At 66.6% G+C, this 13,886-nt stretch carries 12 protein-coding genes; 6 read left to right on the top strand and 6 right to left on the bottom strand.

What is annotated here, in order from left to right; translation table 11 throughout:
• Positions 1–6: 6 nt before the first annotated feature.
• Together LB310_RS00155 and rpoN are read right to left on the bottom strand one after the other, a co-directional pair.
• Complete coding sequence (locus LB310_RS00155; protein WP_096227987.1) at positions 7–1,272, bottom strand: CynX/NimT family MFS transporter; 1,266 nt, start codon at positions 1,270–1,272, stop codon at positions 7–9.
• A gap of 377 nt (positions 1,273–1,649) precedes the next feature.
• The gene (gene rpoN, locus LB310_RS00160) at positions 1,650–3,035 is read right to left on the bottom strand and encodes an RNA polymerase factor sigma-54 (RefSeq protein ID WP_301153930.1); all 1,386 of its coding nucleotides are present in this window, start codon (positions 3,033–3,035) and stop codon (positions 1,650–1,652) included.
• A 277-nt stretch (positions 3,036–3,312) separates the two neighbouring features.
• Between rpoN and LB310_RS00165 the strand changes: the two genes are divergently transcribed.
• Positions 3,313–4,131 (top strand): MBL fold metallo-hydrolase, encoded by an 819-nt coding sequence (locus tag LB310_RS00165; RefSeq protein WP_161959781.1) that lies wholly within the window; start codon positions 3,313–3,315, stop codon positions 4,129–4,131.
• A gap of 206 nt (positions 4,132–4,337) precedes the next feature.
• Here LB310_RS00165 and arsS read toward each other — a convergent pair whose 3' ends face one another.
• Positions 4,338–5,324 carry an arsenosugar biosynthesis radical SAM (seleno)protein ArsS gene (arsS, locus tag LB310_RS00170; RefSeq protein ID WP_123674486.1) on the bottom strand — a complete coding sequence of 329 codons (987 nt, stop codon included), beginning with the start codon at positions 5,322–5,324 and terminating at the stop codon, positions 4,338–4,340.
• A gap of 2 nt (positions 5,325–5,326) precedes the next feature.
• A complete protein-coding gene (locus LB310_RS00175; RefSeq protein WP_087191899.1) occupies positions 5,327–5,659 on the bottom strand; it encodes an arsenosugar biosynthesis-associated peroxidase-like protein in 333 nt (110 codons plus the stop codon).
• 587 nt (positions 5,660–6,246) lie between these two features.
• On the opposite strand from LB310_RS00175, the gene LB310_RS00180 reads away from it, so the two are divergent.
• The 4 genes from LB310_RS00180 to LB310_RS00195 all read left to right on the top strand — a co-directional run bounded on the left by LB310_RS00180 (position 6,247) and on the right by LB310_RS00195 (position 9,582).
• The gene (locus LB310_RS00180) at positions 6,247–6,858 is read left to right on the top strand and encodes a hypothetical protein (RefSeq protein ID WP_123674485.1); all 612 of its coding nucleotides are present in this window, start codon (positions 6,247–6,249) and stop codon (positions 6,856–6,858) included.
• Positions 6,859–7,468: 610 nt separating this feature from the next.
• Complete coding sequence (locus LB310_RS00185) at positions 7,469–8,422, top strand: SpoVA/SpoVAEb family sporulation membrane protein (protein ID WP_162611552.1); 954 nt, start codon at positions 7,469–7,471, stop codon at positions 8,420–8,422.
• Between the two features lie 64 nt (positions 8,423–8,486).
• Positions 8,487–8,783, top strand: a complete 297-nt coding sequence (locus LB310_RS00190) for a hypothetical protein (protein WP_087191896.1) — start codon at positions 8,487–8,489, stop codon at positions 8,781–8,783.
• A 139-nt stretch (positions 8,784–8,922) separates the two neighbouring features.
• Entirely contained in the window at positions 8,923–9,582 is a 660-nt protein-coding gene (locus tag LB310_RS00195) for a LemA family protein (protein ID WP_301153933.1), read from the top strand.
• 15 nt (positions 9,583–9,597) lie between these two features.
• Here the strand turns inward: LB310_RS00195 and rimI are convergent, their stop codons facing one another.
• Together rimI and LB310_RS00205 are read right to left on the bottom strand one after the other, a co-directional pair.
• Positions 9,598–10,977 carry a ribosomal protein S18-alanine N-acetyltransferase gene (rimI, locus tag LB310_RS00200; protein ID WP_301153935.1) on the bottom strand — a complete coding sequence of 460 codons (1,380 nt, stop codon included), beginning with the start codon at positions 10,975–10,977 and terminating at the stop codon, positions 9,598–9,600.
• The gene (locus LB310_RS00205) at positions 10,925–12,271 is read right to left on the bottom strand and encodes a nitrate/nitrite transporter (protein ID WP_161959778.1); all 1,347 of its coding nucleotides are present in this window, start codon (positions 12,269–12,271) and stop codon (positions 10,925–10,927) included. The genes rimI and LB310_RS00205 overlap by 53 nt, the downstream gene beginning before the upstream one ends.
• A gap of 263 nt (positions 12,272–12,534) precedes the next feature.
• On the opposite strand from LB310_RS00205, the gene LB310_RS00210 reads away from it, so the two are divergent.
• Entirely contained in the window at positions 12,535–13,842 is a 1,308-nt protein-coding gene (locus tag LB310_RS00210) for an MFS transporter (protein ID WP_301153936.1), read from the top strand.
• Positions 13,843–13,886: the final 44 nt, after the last annotated feature.

Genomic DNA, 13,886 nt, shown 5'->3' on the forward strand with positions numbered 1-13,886 from the left:
TCTTGCCTACACAGCCGCTTGGGTCAGGTCGCTATCGATTTCCGCAGCGCGAGCCGTGGCCTTGTCGGAGTCGTGGTCATGCGTCTTCACGAAGAAGAACGCAATCGCACCCAGCACCGAGGCGACTGCCAGCGGGATCGTGGCAACTCCCCATCCGTAATTCTCGATGAAGAAGCCGGTCACCGGAGGGCCGAGCAGCGTGCCGATGTTCAGGCCCACGTTGAGGATGCCGATAGCCGTGCCCGAATACTCCGGGCTCTTGGCGGTCGAGGGACACAGCGTCCAGTACACGGTCGGAATGGCGCCCTCGAGGAACGGATAGATGAGGATGAAGGGCAGCAGCAGGCCGGGCTCCTCCATCCGGAAGCAGAAGAACAGGATGAACGTGTACAGCAAGAAGCCCAGAACACCAACGTAGCGGCGGTTCTTGAGCTTGATGTGGTTCAGCAGCCAGCCGATGAAGATGACCACCGGGATCTCGATGGCGTACATGATGGAAACCCACCAGTTGGACTGGTTCATGTCGCCGCCGAAGAACGTCTGCGCCCAGTAGAGCGAGATGTACGTGGCGAAGCCGAAGCAGCAGAACGTGAAGATGGTGCCGGCGATGGTGAGGATCCACGTGCCCGAAGACTTGAAGCCGTCGCCGAACTTGAACTCCTCCTCGTCCTCGCCCTCGGCGTAGTTCGGCGTGCCCTCGGGGGGCGCGTCGACCTTCCACATGTACAGGACGAGCACGACCACGCAGAACGCCACGCAGAACCACCATACGCCCTGCCATCCGAACGACACGGTCAGGCCGCCGGCGATGAAGAACAGAAGCGTCTGGGAGCACATCATCCACGAGCCCCAGAGACCCATGGGAAGACCGCGCTTCTCGGCGGGGAACCACATGGATATGACCGCAGGTCCGACAACCGCGATCATGCCCACGCCCACGCCCTCGAGCACGCGGGTGGCCATGAGCACCCACAGATCGGTTGCGAACGCGCCGATGACGCCGCCCACGGCGGCGCAGGCGAGCGAGATCACGCCGATCTTCTTCGGGCCCATCTTGCGCATGAGCGCCGCAGCCGGGATGGCCGTGATCATGCCCATGATGGTGAACACCGACGTCAGCCAGCCGGCATCCGTCTCGCCGATGTTGAAGTACATCATCACGACGTCAATGCAGGGCGGTACCTTGTTTTGGACGTTGGCAAGAGCAAAGCCTCCGAAAAAGGCGATGATGACGACGGTCCATGCCGCCGCAGTCTTTTGCTTTTTAGTCAATCCAACTCCTCCTTATTCCGACAGTCCCCGTTTACTTACGAAACCGGTCTCGGAAACGCGTTTGGATTCGAACGGATGCAGGGATGACAGCTCGTCGACCTTTCCCCCCGATAAGCTGCACACCCGTTCACTTGGCCGATCCCTTTTCAGCCCAAACCAAAGACGCCTCGTAATCATCGATGCAAGAACCGTGCCACTTTCTCGCGGGAAAAACGGGCAGGTCACGGAGTTGCAGGCGCGCAGGGCCCTCGAAAGCGCAGGGGGCGCAGACGTCACAATATGAGAACGCATGAGAATTTGTTTAGAAATAAGACGGCCATCGCGCCGGACGGGAGCCGGGCAGGGGCTTGGCTCGCGGCGCTGCCCCTTTCGCCGCGTTAGCTGCGGCGGCGTGCGGCTCGGGCCGGGATGCCCAGCTCCTCGCGGTACTTGTTCACCGTGCGACGGGACACGGACACGCCCTCGCGCTCAAGCGCCTCGGAGATGGCCTGGTCGCTTAACGGGTTCGACGGGTCCTCGCGATCCACGAGCTCGCCTATGCGGTGTTTCACGCTGACGGACGACACCACGCGGTCGGCACCCTGGTAGGCCGAAGAATGGAAGAAGAACCGCAGCTCGAACACTCCGCGCGGCGTCTGCATGTAGTTGCCGTTCGAAATGCGGCTCACCGTCGACTCGGACACGCCCGTGGCCTCGGCCACCTGGGCCATGGTGAGGGGGCGCAGGCAGTCGTAGCCCTTCTCGAAGAACTCCACCTGCATCTGCACCATGCAGCATGCCACCTTGTAGAGCGTGGCATGGCGGAAATTGATGCCGTCGATGAGGCTCTCTGCCTCCTTGAGCTTTTCGCTCAGGTACGTCTCGGTCTCGTGCTCCTTCACGTGCGACGCCATGGCCCGGTACGTGGGGTTGATCTTCAGGTGCGGCAGATAGAAATCCTGGAGGCTGACCTCGTACGTCCCATCGTCGCACGACGTGACCACCACCTCGGGCCAGATAGGGCGCGACGGGCGGCCGAACTGGCTCGCAGGACGCGGGTTGCACGAGCGGATGACGTCGAGCGCCTTGCCCAGCTGCGCGAGCGAGATGCCCATGTCGCGTGCGATGGCGGCGGGGGTGCGCGTCTCGAACTCAACGAGGTGGCTCTTGATGAGCCGCTCGAGCAGCGGGGTGAGCTTGCCGCTCTTCCGCAGCTGCAGCAGCAGGCACTCGGCCAAGTTGCGCGCGCCCACGCCCGTGGGCTCGAACTGCTGGACGAGCGCGAGGACCTGGGACACCTCCTGCTCGGGAACGCCGAGGGAGGCCGCCGCCTGGTCCACGGCGATGCGCAGGTAGCCGTTGCCGTCGATGTTGCCGATGAGATACTCCCCGATGGCCTTCGCGCGCGGGCCGTCGGCCTGCAGGCGCAGCTGCTCCAGCAGGTGCTCGTCGAGCGTGTCGCCCTCGGCCAGGAAGCGGTCGAACGAGAACGAGCGCTGGGACAGGTCGCTGCGCTCGGCATCGAACGTCTCCGGGCTGCCGTGGCCGCGCTTCTCGAAGAGCGCATCGGCGCTCACGTCCTGGGAGTACCGCTCGGGCGCGAGGGGGTGGCGCGGCTCGACCCAGTCGTCATCGTCGAAGAACGGGTTCTCCTCCACGCACTTCCGCGCGTACTCGGAGAGCTCCTGCGCCGACATGCGCAGGATGGCGATGCCCTGCTTGAGCTCGGTGGTGAGGTGCAGGTGCTGCTGCAGGCCGAGATCGGGCCTCTGGTCGACGTTCACGAAGCCGCCTCCGCCCCATCCGGTACGCGAGCGCCCCGGACATGTCGATGATCTGCCGGTAAGCCTTGCCGCATGACAGCCTCTTCCCCCCGTCGGAAACCGCCTACCGAGGATGCGGGCCCCTCTCGGACGCCCCGCCTCGGATCGAATGGTGACTATAGTAGCACGATCGGGCCGAAAGACGATGACTTCTTCGGTCGGGAGTTTCGCAACCCGCTCCTGCGAAAAGCGCTATCATGGGAGAAAAGACACGGCATCGACCACCGAGGAGACCGCGATGGAGCACGGAAAGCACACGTTCACGTTCATGGGGACGGCCGCCGGATGCGGCGTGCCGGCCTTCTTCTGCGACTGCCCCGCCTGCAACGAGGCGCGCCGCGACCCGCGCGCGCGGCGCGGCGACTGCGGCGCCCTGGTGCGCGGCACGAACGCCGACGGCTCGCCCGGCAGGAACGTGCTCATCGACACGCCCCCCGACCTGCGCCACCAGCTGCTGCGCGAGGACGTGCGCCACGTGGACGAGCTCTTGTACACGCACGCGCACTTCGACCACCTGGGGGGCCTCGGCGAGCTGGAGTACCTGGTGCAGCTCGTGCGCAAGGCCGCACTGCCCACCTATGGCAGCGCCGCGGCCCTCGAGGGGGCGGGCATCGAGTTCCACTACATGACGTACTGCCTGGACATGCGCGAGCTCGCCCCCTTCGACGAGCTGGAGCTCGACGGCGTGCGCTACACGGCGCTGCCCGTGACGCATGCACCGGGCACGTACGGCTACCTCATAGAGACGCCCGAGACGCGCCTGTTCTACGCGTCGGACACCGGGAAGCTCCCGCCCGAGACGGCCGAGCGCGTGCGCGGCGTGGACGTCATGGCCATGGACGCCACGTTCTGGAAGCGGAACTGGTCGCCCGACGCGCACCACAGCGTGCAGGAGTGCATCGAGGAGGGCCTGGAATTGGACGCGGGGACGCTCTACCTCACGCACCTGGCCATGCACTACGACGAGCCCGTCACGCTCGTCGAGCTGGAGGAGTACCTGCAACAGTACGGCGGCCGCGTGAAGCCCGCCGCAGACGGCCTGACGATCGGGATCTAGGAAAAGCGCGCTGGTTGGCGCAGTGGGTCAGCGAGGCCGGCCGTGGCGTCGGAATTCGGGGGATGGCGGAGGCGAGGCGTACTTCGGTACGCGAGTCTCCGGCATCGCGCGAAGTCCGGGCGCCACGGCCGGCCGCAGCGTCGGCTCGTTCCGTCGTTCGCACAACGACGGAACCCTTACGGCGCAAACTACGCCGTGGAGCCGCCTCAACTGCTGCCGGCGCCGGCGCAGCAGGCGTAGCAGTGGTTGCCGAACGCGATGTTGCGCTGCAGCGGCAGCGTCGGGTCGGCCGCCAAGTCGGCGATGGTCAGGCCGTTTCTGCAGGGCAGGCCGGCCGCCTGGTTGAAGTCGCAGTCGTACAGCGCGCCGTCCCAGCCCACGGAGAGCTGGCTGCGGCACATCATGGCCGGCACGGTATCGGGGTTGAACGCGCCCACGAGCTTGCCCATGTAGCGCTCCAGGTTCCCCGTCTTGTGCAGCAGGTTCCCGAAACGCCCGAGCGGGTTGTTCGCGATGGCGAACACGTGGTCGAACACGATGCCGTAGTCCTCCGCCAGCTTCGCGCGGTACTCGCGCTCCAGCGCCTCCTGGTCGGGGGGCAGGAACGCGCCGCTCGGGTTGAACACGAGGTTCAGCACCAGCCCTTCCCCGCCCGCACCCTCGGACGCGCCGTAGCCGAGCGCGTTCAGCTTCTGCAGCATGGCTATGACGCCGTCGAACGTATTCGCGCCGCGCTGCTTCTCCACCGGCTTCGCCGTGTAGTGGGGCAGCGAGGCGAACACGGTGACGCCCAGCTCGGCGAACATTTCGGGCAGGTGCCGGTAGGGCTCGTCGAGCATCACCACGAGGTTCGAGCGCACGATGATGTCCAGGCCGCGGGCCGCCCCCTCGCGGATGAGCCATTCGAAGTCGGGATTCATCTCGGGGGCGCCACCGGTCACGTCGAGCGTCTTGAAGCCGCGGCCCGCGGCCACGTCCAAGCACTGCTGCAGCGTCTCGCGCGCCATGACCTCGGTGCGCGCGGGGCCGGCGTCCATATGGCAGTGCCGGCACGCCAGGTTGCACAGACGGCCCACGTTCACCTGCAGCACGTCGAGCCGTTCGTGCGTGCGGCGCGTGGCCTCGTCCGTCCGCTCGTAGAACGGCGGGAACGAGTCCATGACGGCCTGGGCCTGTTCGCTGGTTCCCGGCATGGCTACATTTCCAGCTGCTTGACCACGTTCTTCATCTGCACGCCGTGCACGAGCGCGGCGCCGCCGCGGATGGCGTTGGCCACGTGGAAGGCCTCGGTCATCTGCTCCTCGGTCACGCCCTTCTCCAGGCACGACTGCGTGTAGGAGTCGATGCAGTACGGGCACTGCACGGCGCCGGCAACCGCCAGCGCGATGAGCGCCTTCTCGCGCGCCGTGAGCGCGCCCTCGGCGAACACCTTGCCGTAGTAGGCCATGTAGAGGTCCCAGAGCTCGGGGGCCTCCTCGCCCATCGTCGAGAACTTGTCGAGGTCTTCCGGGTGGTAGTAGGTATCCATGGCCTTCTTCCCTTCCCGCGTGCGTCGCTCGAGCACGCTGACTGGCTCGGTAATGATAGATTATGTCTTATACTAGATTATCACTATTATCACAGCTTGGCTAGCTTGCTGGACGAAAACGCGGACGAACCGCAAGGGAGGCTCCTTTCAAGCGGCCTTGCCGGCCGAGCGTCGATGGTTTCCTCGATACCAGCCCGGCCGGGACCAACCCGCCCTGCGAGAAAGGAGCCGCCCTCGCCGTCCTGCGCCGCGAGCGGCCGGTCGTGCACGGTGGACGGTGCAGAGCGCCTGATGCGGTGAAGAGTTAATGGCGATGAACTTACGTACCGGTGCAGCGAGGGGACGTTGCCGTATACTGGATGCATCCGATGAGTTCGGATTCGTATGCGCTTCATGCGCTGCCCGTTTTTTCATCATCGACGACACCTTCGATGCAGCCTCGCCGCCCGGCGCTCGCTGCCGGTCGTCTTGCGCCGGCGGGATGCTCTCCGCCGCGCTCGCGCCAGATGCCTGCGCCGCCCGCCGCGGCCCTGCACGACGCATGAAAGAAACGACAAGAGAATACGCACCACGACCGAAAGGACCCTATGTCTCTGCATGCCGTACGCCCTTTGCCCGACAACGCCTACACCCGCGCCCTCCGCGGCGCCCTCCCCGTACCCGCCGGCGGAAAGGACAAGCTTGCGTTCCAGGTGCTCATGGTGTTCTGCATGGTCACGTGCATGGTGACGCTCAACTGGCTGATCCATGCGTCCGACCGGTCGCCGGCCGCGTTCTCGGAGGTGCTCTACGAGTACCCGCTCACGTTCGTAGCCGCGCTCTTCGTGCGCACGGTCGTGGCGAACCCCCTCGTCGGACGCCTGGCTCGCGCCGTCGTACCGGCCGGCCTCGCGGGCTTCAAGCGCACGGTCGCCATGACGCTGGTGAACGTTTCGGTCATGGTGACGTTCATGACGTTCTTCGGCGTGCTCATCTCGAACGGCCCGGCCGGCTTCACCTGGCTCGCCTATGCCGAGAACCTGCCCCTGTCCTACCTGCTGGCGTTCTCCGTGAACCTGCTGGCCGTAGGCCCCTTCGTGAAGGTCGTATACACGGCTGCCGTGAGGCCCGGCCTGCTCTGGGCGTCCGAGAAGGCCGCCGAGGCGCGCGCCGCCATCCGCACCGCCATCCCCCGCACCTTGTTCGGGCGCGGCGAGTAGCGCCGCGCCCCCAGCTCCCCCGCCTTGGCGCGCATCCTTCCCGTCGCGCAGCTTCCGTCGCACGGTGCGCGGGCGGCGCTCGCCCCCCGCGCACCGCACGGAAACGTACGCGCTCGCCCGTCTGCCGGCGGCATCGGCCAGCCGTCTTTGCTCAACGGGCAAATGCTTTGCCTTGGCATTTGCTTCTTTCCGAAGCACCTGCCAGCCCCTTCCCCTCGTCATCTTCTCGCTGGAGCGCGGGAACGGAGAGAGCAGGGGCAAATCCGCGGAACGACGGGAATTTTCGGTCAGTGAAAAAATCATCTCTGCGGGTATTGCCTAATAGTAGATATCATCTTATACTGGAAGAGGTCTGAAACACAGGAGCCGGAAACGTGCCGCGTTTCCGGCTCTCCTGCTTTCCACCGTCTTCGCCACCCCCTCCTCATCAGCATTCCCATCTGGGGTTTTCCCCAATCGTGCAGCACGATTCATCCCCTCGTGTGGACGAAAATCAACAGGGGGCTAGTACGCATGGGTCGATGCCTTCCCTCCACGCGCCGGTACAATGGCGGCGTCTCGCGCTTTCGCGCACGTCACGTTATCGGAACCTACAGGGGGGATTGCTTCGATGAAAGCCTACAAGACCGTGATTTACAGTTTTCTGATCGGCGGTGTGCTCGCACTCGTCGCCCAGGCGCTCGTCACCGTGTGGACCAACGTGCTCACCGGCACGCCCATGCAGTTCTTCATCGGCGGATCGACGCTCATCAGCATGGGCATCATCGGCTGCATACTGGGAGGCTTCGCCAACTACCAGCTGGTCGAGGAATGGGGCACGTTCGGCGCGCTGCTGCCGTTCTCCGGCTTCGCCATGGCCGTGGGCATGAAGATGGTAGGGCCCTGGACGAAGCAGAACGCCACCGCAGGCAAGGCGGTGTGGCAGGGTTTGTGGTTGGTTATCTGGTTCAATGCCGTGGCGGCCGCGTTGAGCATCCTGCTCGGCTTCGTCTGCGGCACGATGGGCGTGGAGCCGATGGTAGCCGTGGAGAAGAACACGACCGCGATGGTGTTCCCGCTGGCTTTCCTGGTGGGCGGCGGGCTGTGCGCGCTGTTCCAGGTGGTGTACCTGGTGGTGAAGGGCATCACGCCGAAGTGCAAGCCCGTGTGGATCCTGCTCACGGCATGGTTCTGCGGAGCCATCCTCGCGCCGCTCGGCGTGTCGGGCGCGCTCGCCAACTTCGCCGGGCAGGGCTTCAGCGTCATGATCCCCGTGGGCGGCTACAACATGTACAATGTGGGCGTGTCGTTTGCGATGGGCGAATTCGGCGAGGGGCTCCTGCATCTGGGATCGTTCTTCCTGGCGGTTGCGGGCCTGTTCTTCACCGGCTTGGCAACGTTCCTCATCTACAACGCGAAGTTCGGCCGCACGCCCATCCATGAGGTGCACCGCATGAAGGCGCAGCATCTCATGGACGAGCTCGACGACATCTTGCCGGGCACAGCCGGCACGCCCGTCGTCGCATCGGCCGGGGCGGTGCCCATGGCCGTGGCCGAGGAGGCCGTGGACCGCTCGATAGGCTAAGGCGCGCAAAAGGCATCGGCCCCGGCCGCACGGTGCGGCCGGTTCGAGGGAGAAGGAGGCCCGCATGGGCAAGAAGGGCAACGGACGCATCGAGAAGGCGCGTGCCGAGATCGAGCGACTCAAGGCACGGCGGCGCCTCGACCTCATAAAGATACTGGCAGCCCTTGCCGTCATGATGCTCATCTTGCTGGGGAAGCCGATGCTCGAGAACGCCGGCGTCATCGAGGCGGGAAACATGGTGGTGAACGGCGCGATGTGGATCTCGGCGTTCGTCCTGGCCATCTTCGCAGGCTCGGCAGGCCGCGACCTGTCGAAGTGCGGCCGCAGCATCGACGAGGTGCGCACGCGCGCCGGACTCTAGGCGACCACCGAGCCGGCCAGCGTCCCGGCTCGGGCGCCATGGTGCCACTTCATACTCCAGAACCATACCAGAAGTGGTAGGGTTTCCCCCGGCCCCCTTCGTATAATGGCGGCGTTAGCCGACTCCGAAGGGGGCCATCATGTCCATCATGCCGATTCTCGTGCCGTTCGTCGTACTCGCCACCGGGTTCGCCACCATCATGTTCCTGCTCTACCGCAACCTGCAAAGGCTCGACCAGGAGGCCGGCGACGCCTGGCGCCGGGTGCAGGAGCAGCGAGCCGTGCGCCTGGATGCCTCCCTGCGCCTGCTCGATGCCCTGGACGCAGCCGGCGAGCTTGCCGACGCGCCCACCGCCGGCATCCGCCAAGCCCTGGCCGCCTGCCGGGAGGCGGACGGGCCCGAGGCCGCTACCGAGGCCGACAGCGCGCTCGCCCGGGCATGGCGCTCCTTCTCCGCCGCAGCTGACATGCGGCGCGTCGTCGCGCTCGACTGCGCCCACGAGGCGATCGAGCAGCTGCAGGGGGCCGATCGCCTCCTGCCCACGTGCGAGCGCCTGTACAACAACGCCGCCACCATGTACAACAACGCCGGCGTGACGTTCCCCGCCTTGCTCGTGGCGAAGCGCGCGCACTACGCCCCGCGGCCGCCCTACCGACCGCAGCACCTGCGAAGCGCAAGCGAGGCGGCCAGCGGCGCCGACTCGGAGACCCTGGCCGACAAGTCGCCGCGCATCATGAACGCGTACATGCTATGGGCCGTGGGCATGTCGGACACCATCACCGAAGAGGCCGGCCAATAAACGCGCGCTCGGCGCTCACCCCAGCGGGAGCGCCATGATCACGGCATCGTCGGGAGGATCCTCGTAGTAGGCCGACCGCACCGCCGCCTCCTGGAAGCCCAAGCGCGTGTAGAAACCGCGCGCTTGGGCATTGCCCGCGCGCACTTCCAGCGTGAGGACGCCGTGGCCGCCGGCACGGGCGTCCCGCACCGCCTGCTCCACGAGGGCACGCCCGACGCCCGCCTTGCGCCGCGCGGGATCCACGGCCACGCGCACGATGGCGGCGCCGTCGGGGGCGCCCCACCATCCCAGGTATCCCGCCAGCCCGTCCTCGGTGAAAGCCGCCGTGTAGTGCGCGCACGGGTTGTGGCGCAGGTCGAGCGCGAACGCGAGCGGCGTCCACGGATCGCGGAACGAGGCTACCTCGATGGCCATGACGGCGCCGAGGTCCCGTTCGGCGAGCGGACGGATGGCAACGGCGGGAGCATCCGCGGGAGCAAGCGGTGCGCCGCCGCGCGGACGCGCTTCCGTTTGGACCTCTTGCGGCTTGCGGAACGCCTCGGGCGCCGACTCGAAAACGGGGCCGGCGTACTTCCATGGCGAGGCGCCTTCCTGCGGCTTCTGCCCTATGGCCACGAACGACTGGGTGACGAAGTAGTAGTCGTCCTGGTCGAACAGCGTGCCCCACGCCTCCACGAGGGCGTGGATCTCGGCGGCGGTTCCCTCGTCGACGCACGCGGGAACGTTGCGGCGGAAGTACACGCAGCGCTCGAACAGGGCATGGCGCTCCTCGAGCGTCTTGCCGCACGTGTCGGCCGCGAACTGGCGCACCGCCACGTTGCCCAGGCCCGCGCGCCTCATAAGCGTGTAGCACTTCTCCCCGTTGCAACGGTCCGTGCAGGCGGTGTGCAGGGTGTTCGGCAGCACGTGCCGCTCGTAAAGGTCGAACAGCCGGCGCATAACCTGCTCCGGGTCGGGGTAGGACAGCTTCGCGGCGTCGTCCGTGGTCTTCACCACTACGAAGCCGCCGGGCACGAGCAGCCGGCACGCTTTGGCGAGCGCGGCCTGCGGGTCGGGCAGGTGCTGCAGCACGTGGGAAAAGTACACCAGGTCGAAGCGCTCGCCCGCCTCGGGCTCGTAGTCCTCGAATGTCGAGCATGCGAACGAGAACCGCGCGTCGCCGGCCGTGCGCGCTGCCGCCTCGGCCACGGCCTCGGGCAGCGGGTCCACGCCCACGACACGCGCCACGCCTGCGTAGGGCGCGAACTTGAGGTAGGTGTTGAAGCCATCGAAGCACCCCACATCCAGCACGCGCACGCCGTCTCGCCCAGCCAGGTTCACGGCCTCGAACGCGGCGTAGTCCTCAGGCGCGGTGCGCAACGCCTGCTTCACGATCTGCCCTTTGCCCCACGCCATCGGCGCTCCTCCCCGTCGTCTGCCCTGCGGCATCCTGCAGCTCCCCTGCAATCCCCGTACCCGCCGTCTCCCCCGCAGCCCCGTACCTCGCCTGCAGCCGCGCGTTCGCCGGCTTGCACAGCGCGCCGCACGCCAGCGACAGCAGCGCGAAGGCGGGCACGATGACGAAGAACGCCTCGTAGCCGCCGGTCCACTCGAACAGCGCCGCGGCAACCAGCGGGAACACCAGGTTGAACGGCGCGAGCACCACGGCGCTGATGCCGGTGTTCATGGCCAGGTCGCGCTGCCCGAACGTCGTGCGCATGTACGACGTGTTGATGGCCGCGTACATGCCGTACAGCAGCCCCTCGACGAGCAGGAACGGCGCGAACAGCCACGGCGCCTCGAACCAGTAGGCCGCCGCCATGCCCACCGACACGGCCAGCGCCAGCGCCGGCAGCACCACCAGCGTGCGGTTCTGCCCGATACGGTCGTACAGGATGCCGCCCAGCGGCCGTCCGAACCCGTTGCCCAGCCCGAGCGCCCCCACGGCCGCCGTGGCGAACGCGATGGACGACCCGATGCCCGTCATCATGACGGACGCCTCGGCGATAACGGCGCCGCCCGCCCCCATGACCACGCTGCGCCAGATGCAGAAAAGCCAGAACGACGGCTCGCGCACCGTCTTGGAGCCGGGCAGGCTCACGCCCACCGCGTCGCGCTTCGGCTTGAGCGCCGCGATGCGCGGCGGCGGCTCCTGGATGAAGTTGATGGCCACGAGCGCCTCCACCAGCGCCAGGGCAGCAATGACCACGAACGCCAGGCGCCAACCCAGCGACGAGTAGATGAGCGCCGAGGCCAGCGAGCCCAGCACGAGCGCGCCCATGCCGAAGCCCATGACCAGCACGCCCGAGGCGAACCCCACCTTGTCGCCGAACCACGCGAGCGTGTTCGTGGTCCACACCGTGTAGCTCATGCCCGAACCCAGCCCGCAGCACACGCCGTAGAACACGTAGAGCTGCCAGAGCTCGGTGATGAACTGGCACGAGAACAAGCCCAGCACGATCAGCGACGTGGAGGCGACGAAGCACGCGCGCAGCGAGAGCACCTTCGAGAGCGGCCCGATGGACAGCATGCCGAACGACAGCCCGATCATGGCGACGGAGAACACGAGCGACGTCTGGCTGCGCGTCCAGCCGAACTCGGCCTCGAGCGGCGGAATGAAGATGGACCAGGCGTAGATCGTGCCGAACATGAGCATGGTCAGGATGCCGCAAACGAGGATAGCGTAGCGGTTCGTGCGTATGTCGGCCACGCTCATCGCCTCCCTGACGTTTCCCGGCGGAGGTGCCGACGCCTCCGCGCGGAAGCTGCGCGCAAACGCGCGCAGACCGTTTCGCTCGCGATGCAACCTACCACCGGCATGAGGAACGCCCCTACCGTGAGGAGTATGAAAACGAGGGCATCTAGTACGGACGACTATACGCGAGCCCGCGCGCGCACGGCACAATGGATGATGTCGCACGGCATGCCCGCGCTGTCCGTGCGCGCGTGTAACCATTGAAAGAGAGGGGATCCATGCCTGACCTTACTGTCGGCCAGATCAAGAGCAAGCGCATGCTCTACCTGGCCTTGTCCACGCTCACCTTGCTGTTCCTGGGGCTGATCTACGCATTCTCCATGTTCGCCGCCCCCATCTGCACCACGTTCGGCCTCGAGAAGGCCGCCGTGGGGCTCACGTTCAACATCATGATGATCACGTTCTGCGTCGGCGCCGTCATCGGATCGCAGATCGAGGCCAAGATCGGCGTGCGCAACACGCTGTTCGTGGCCGCAGCGCTGTTCTTCTGCGGCTTCGCCGGCACGGGCCTGTTCGGCAACGGCAGCATCACCGTGGTGTACCTGTGCTACGGCGTGCTGGGCGGCCTGGGCGTGGGCGTGGGCTACAACTCCGTCATCGCCACCACCAACGTGTGGTTCCCCGACAAGGTGGGCTTCTCGTCGGGCGTGCTCATGATGGGCTTCGGCCTGGGCTCGCTCATCCTGGGCACCCTGTCGGTGAACCTGGCGCCGACGTTCGGCCTGGGCACCGTGTTCGCCGCCATCGGCGTGATCACCGCGCTCGTGGTGGTCGTGCTGGCCTGCACGCTGCGCCGCCCGCCGGCTAACATCGTGGCCCTCATGGCCCCCGAGAAGGCGACCGCGTCCGGCTACGACCCGGGCGAGCAGGACACGCCGCTCAAGTCCTCCACGTTCTACGTGTACTGGGTCTGGGCCATCATCGTCATCGCCATCGGCCTGGCCACCATCGGCAACTGCGCCTCCGATGCCCAGCTCGTGGGCCTCGACGCCGGCTTCGCCACGCTGCTCGTGGGCCTGGTATCCACCTGCAACGGCCTGGCGCGCGTGGTCATCGGCCTCATCTACGACAAGACGAACGTGAAGATCACCATGCTGGTGGACGGCCTCATCGCCGTGGCCGCCTGCGCCTGCATCATCGGCGCGCTCACCACCGGCATCTCGGCGCTCTACGTGGTCGGCGCGTTTTGCTGCGGCTTCTGCTACGGCGGCGTGCCCGTGGTGGCCTCGGCGTTCGCCCGCCAGCGCTACGGCGCCAAGAAGTACCCGCTCAACCTGTCGCTGGCGAACTTCGCCATCGTGTTCGGCTCCATCCTGAACATCGTGGTGCAGGGCGCCGTGGGCGGCGACAACCGCCTGGCCGTGTTCATGGTCATGGGCGTGCTGTCCCTCGTGGCCGCAGCCGACGTGCTGCCGTTCTCCAAGAAGTGGAACAGCGACATGAAGATGCTGGAAGGCCGCAAGGCGAAGGCCTCCGGCAGCTCCGCCGACGTCGAGGCGCCCGAGACGGCTGCCGCCGCCTCGTAAGCGAGCGCCCATGCGGGAATCGGCGGGCTTGCTGCCTCCGCAGG

This window comes from Gordonibacter sp. RACS_AR49, from assembly GCF_030418435.1.
Taxonomy (GTDB): Bacteria; Actinomycetota; Coriobacteriia; order Coriobacteriales; family Eggerthellaceae; genus Gordonibacter; species Gordonibacter urolithinfaciens.

Excerpts from the sequence above, each read along its gene's own strand:
- LB310_RS00190 (WP_087191896.1), top strand. The coding sequence starts at position 8,487 with ATGGGCAAGAAGGGCAACGGACGCATCGAGAAGGCGCGTGCCGAGATC.
- LB310_RS00180 (WP_123674485.1), top strand. The coding sequence starts at position 6,247 with ATGTCTCTGCATGCCGTACGCCCTTTGCCCGACAACGCCTACACCCGC.
- LB310_RS00175 (WP_087191899.1), bottom strand. The coding sequence starts at position 5,659 with ATGGATACCTACTACCACCCGGAAGACCTCGACAAGTTCTCGACGATG.
- LB310_RS00210 (WP_301153936.1), top strand. The coding sequence starts at position 12,535 with ATGCCTGACCTTACTGTCGGCCAGATCAAGAGCAAGCGCATGCTCTAC.
- LB310_RS00165 (WP_161959781.1), top strand. The coding sequence starts at position 3,313 with ATGGAGCACGGAAAGCACACGTTCACGTTCATGGGGACGGCCGCCGGA.
- LB310_RS00195 (WP_301153933.1), top strand. The coding sequence starts at position 8,923 with ATGTCCATCATGCCGATTCTCGTGCCGTTCGTCGTACTCGCCACCGGG.
- LB310_RS00185 (WP_162611552.1), top strand. The coding sequence starts at position 7,469 with ATGAAAGCCTACAAGACCGTGATTTACAGTTTTCTGATCGGCGGTGTG.
- rimI (WP_301153935.1), bottom strand. The coding sequence starts at position 10,977 with ATGGCGTGGGGCAAAGGGCAGATCGTGAAGCAGGCGTTGCGCACCGCG.
- arsS (WP_123674486.1), bottom strand. The coding sequence starts at position 5,324 with ATGCCGGGAACCAGCGAACAGGCCCAGGCCGTCATGGACTCGTTCCCG.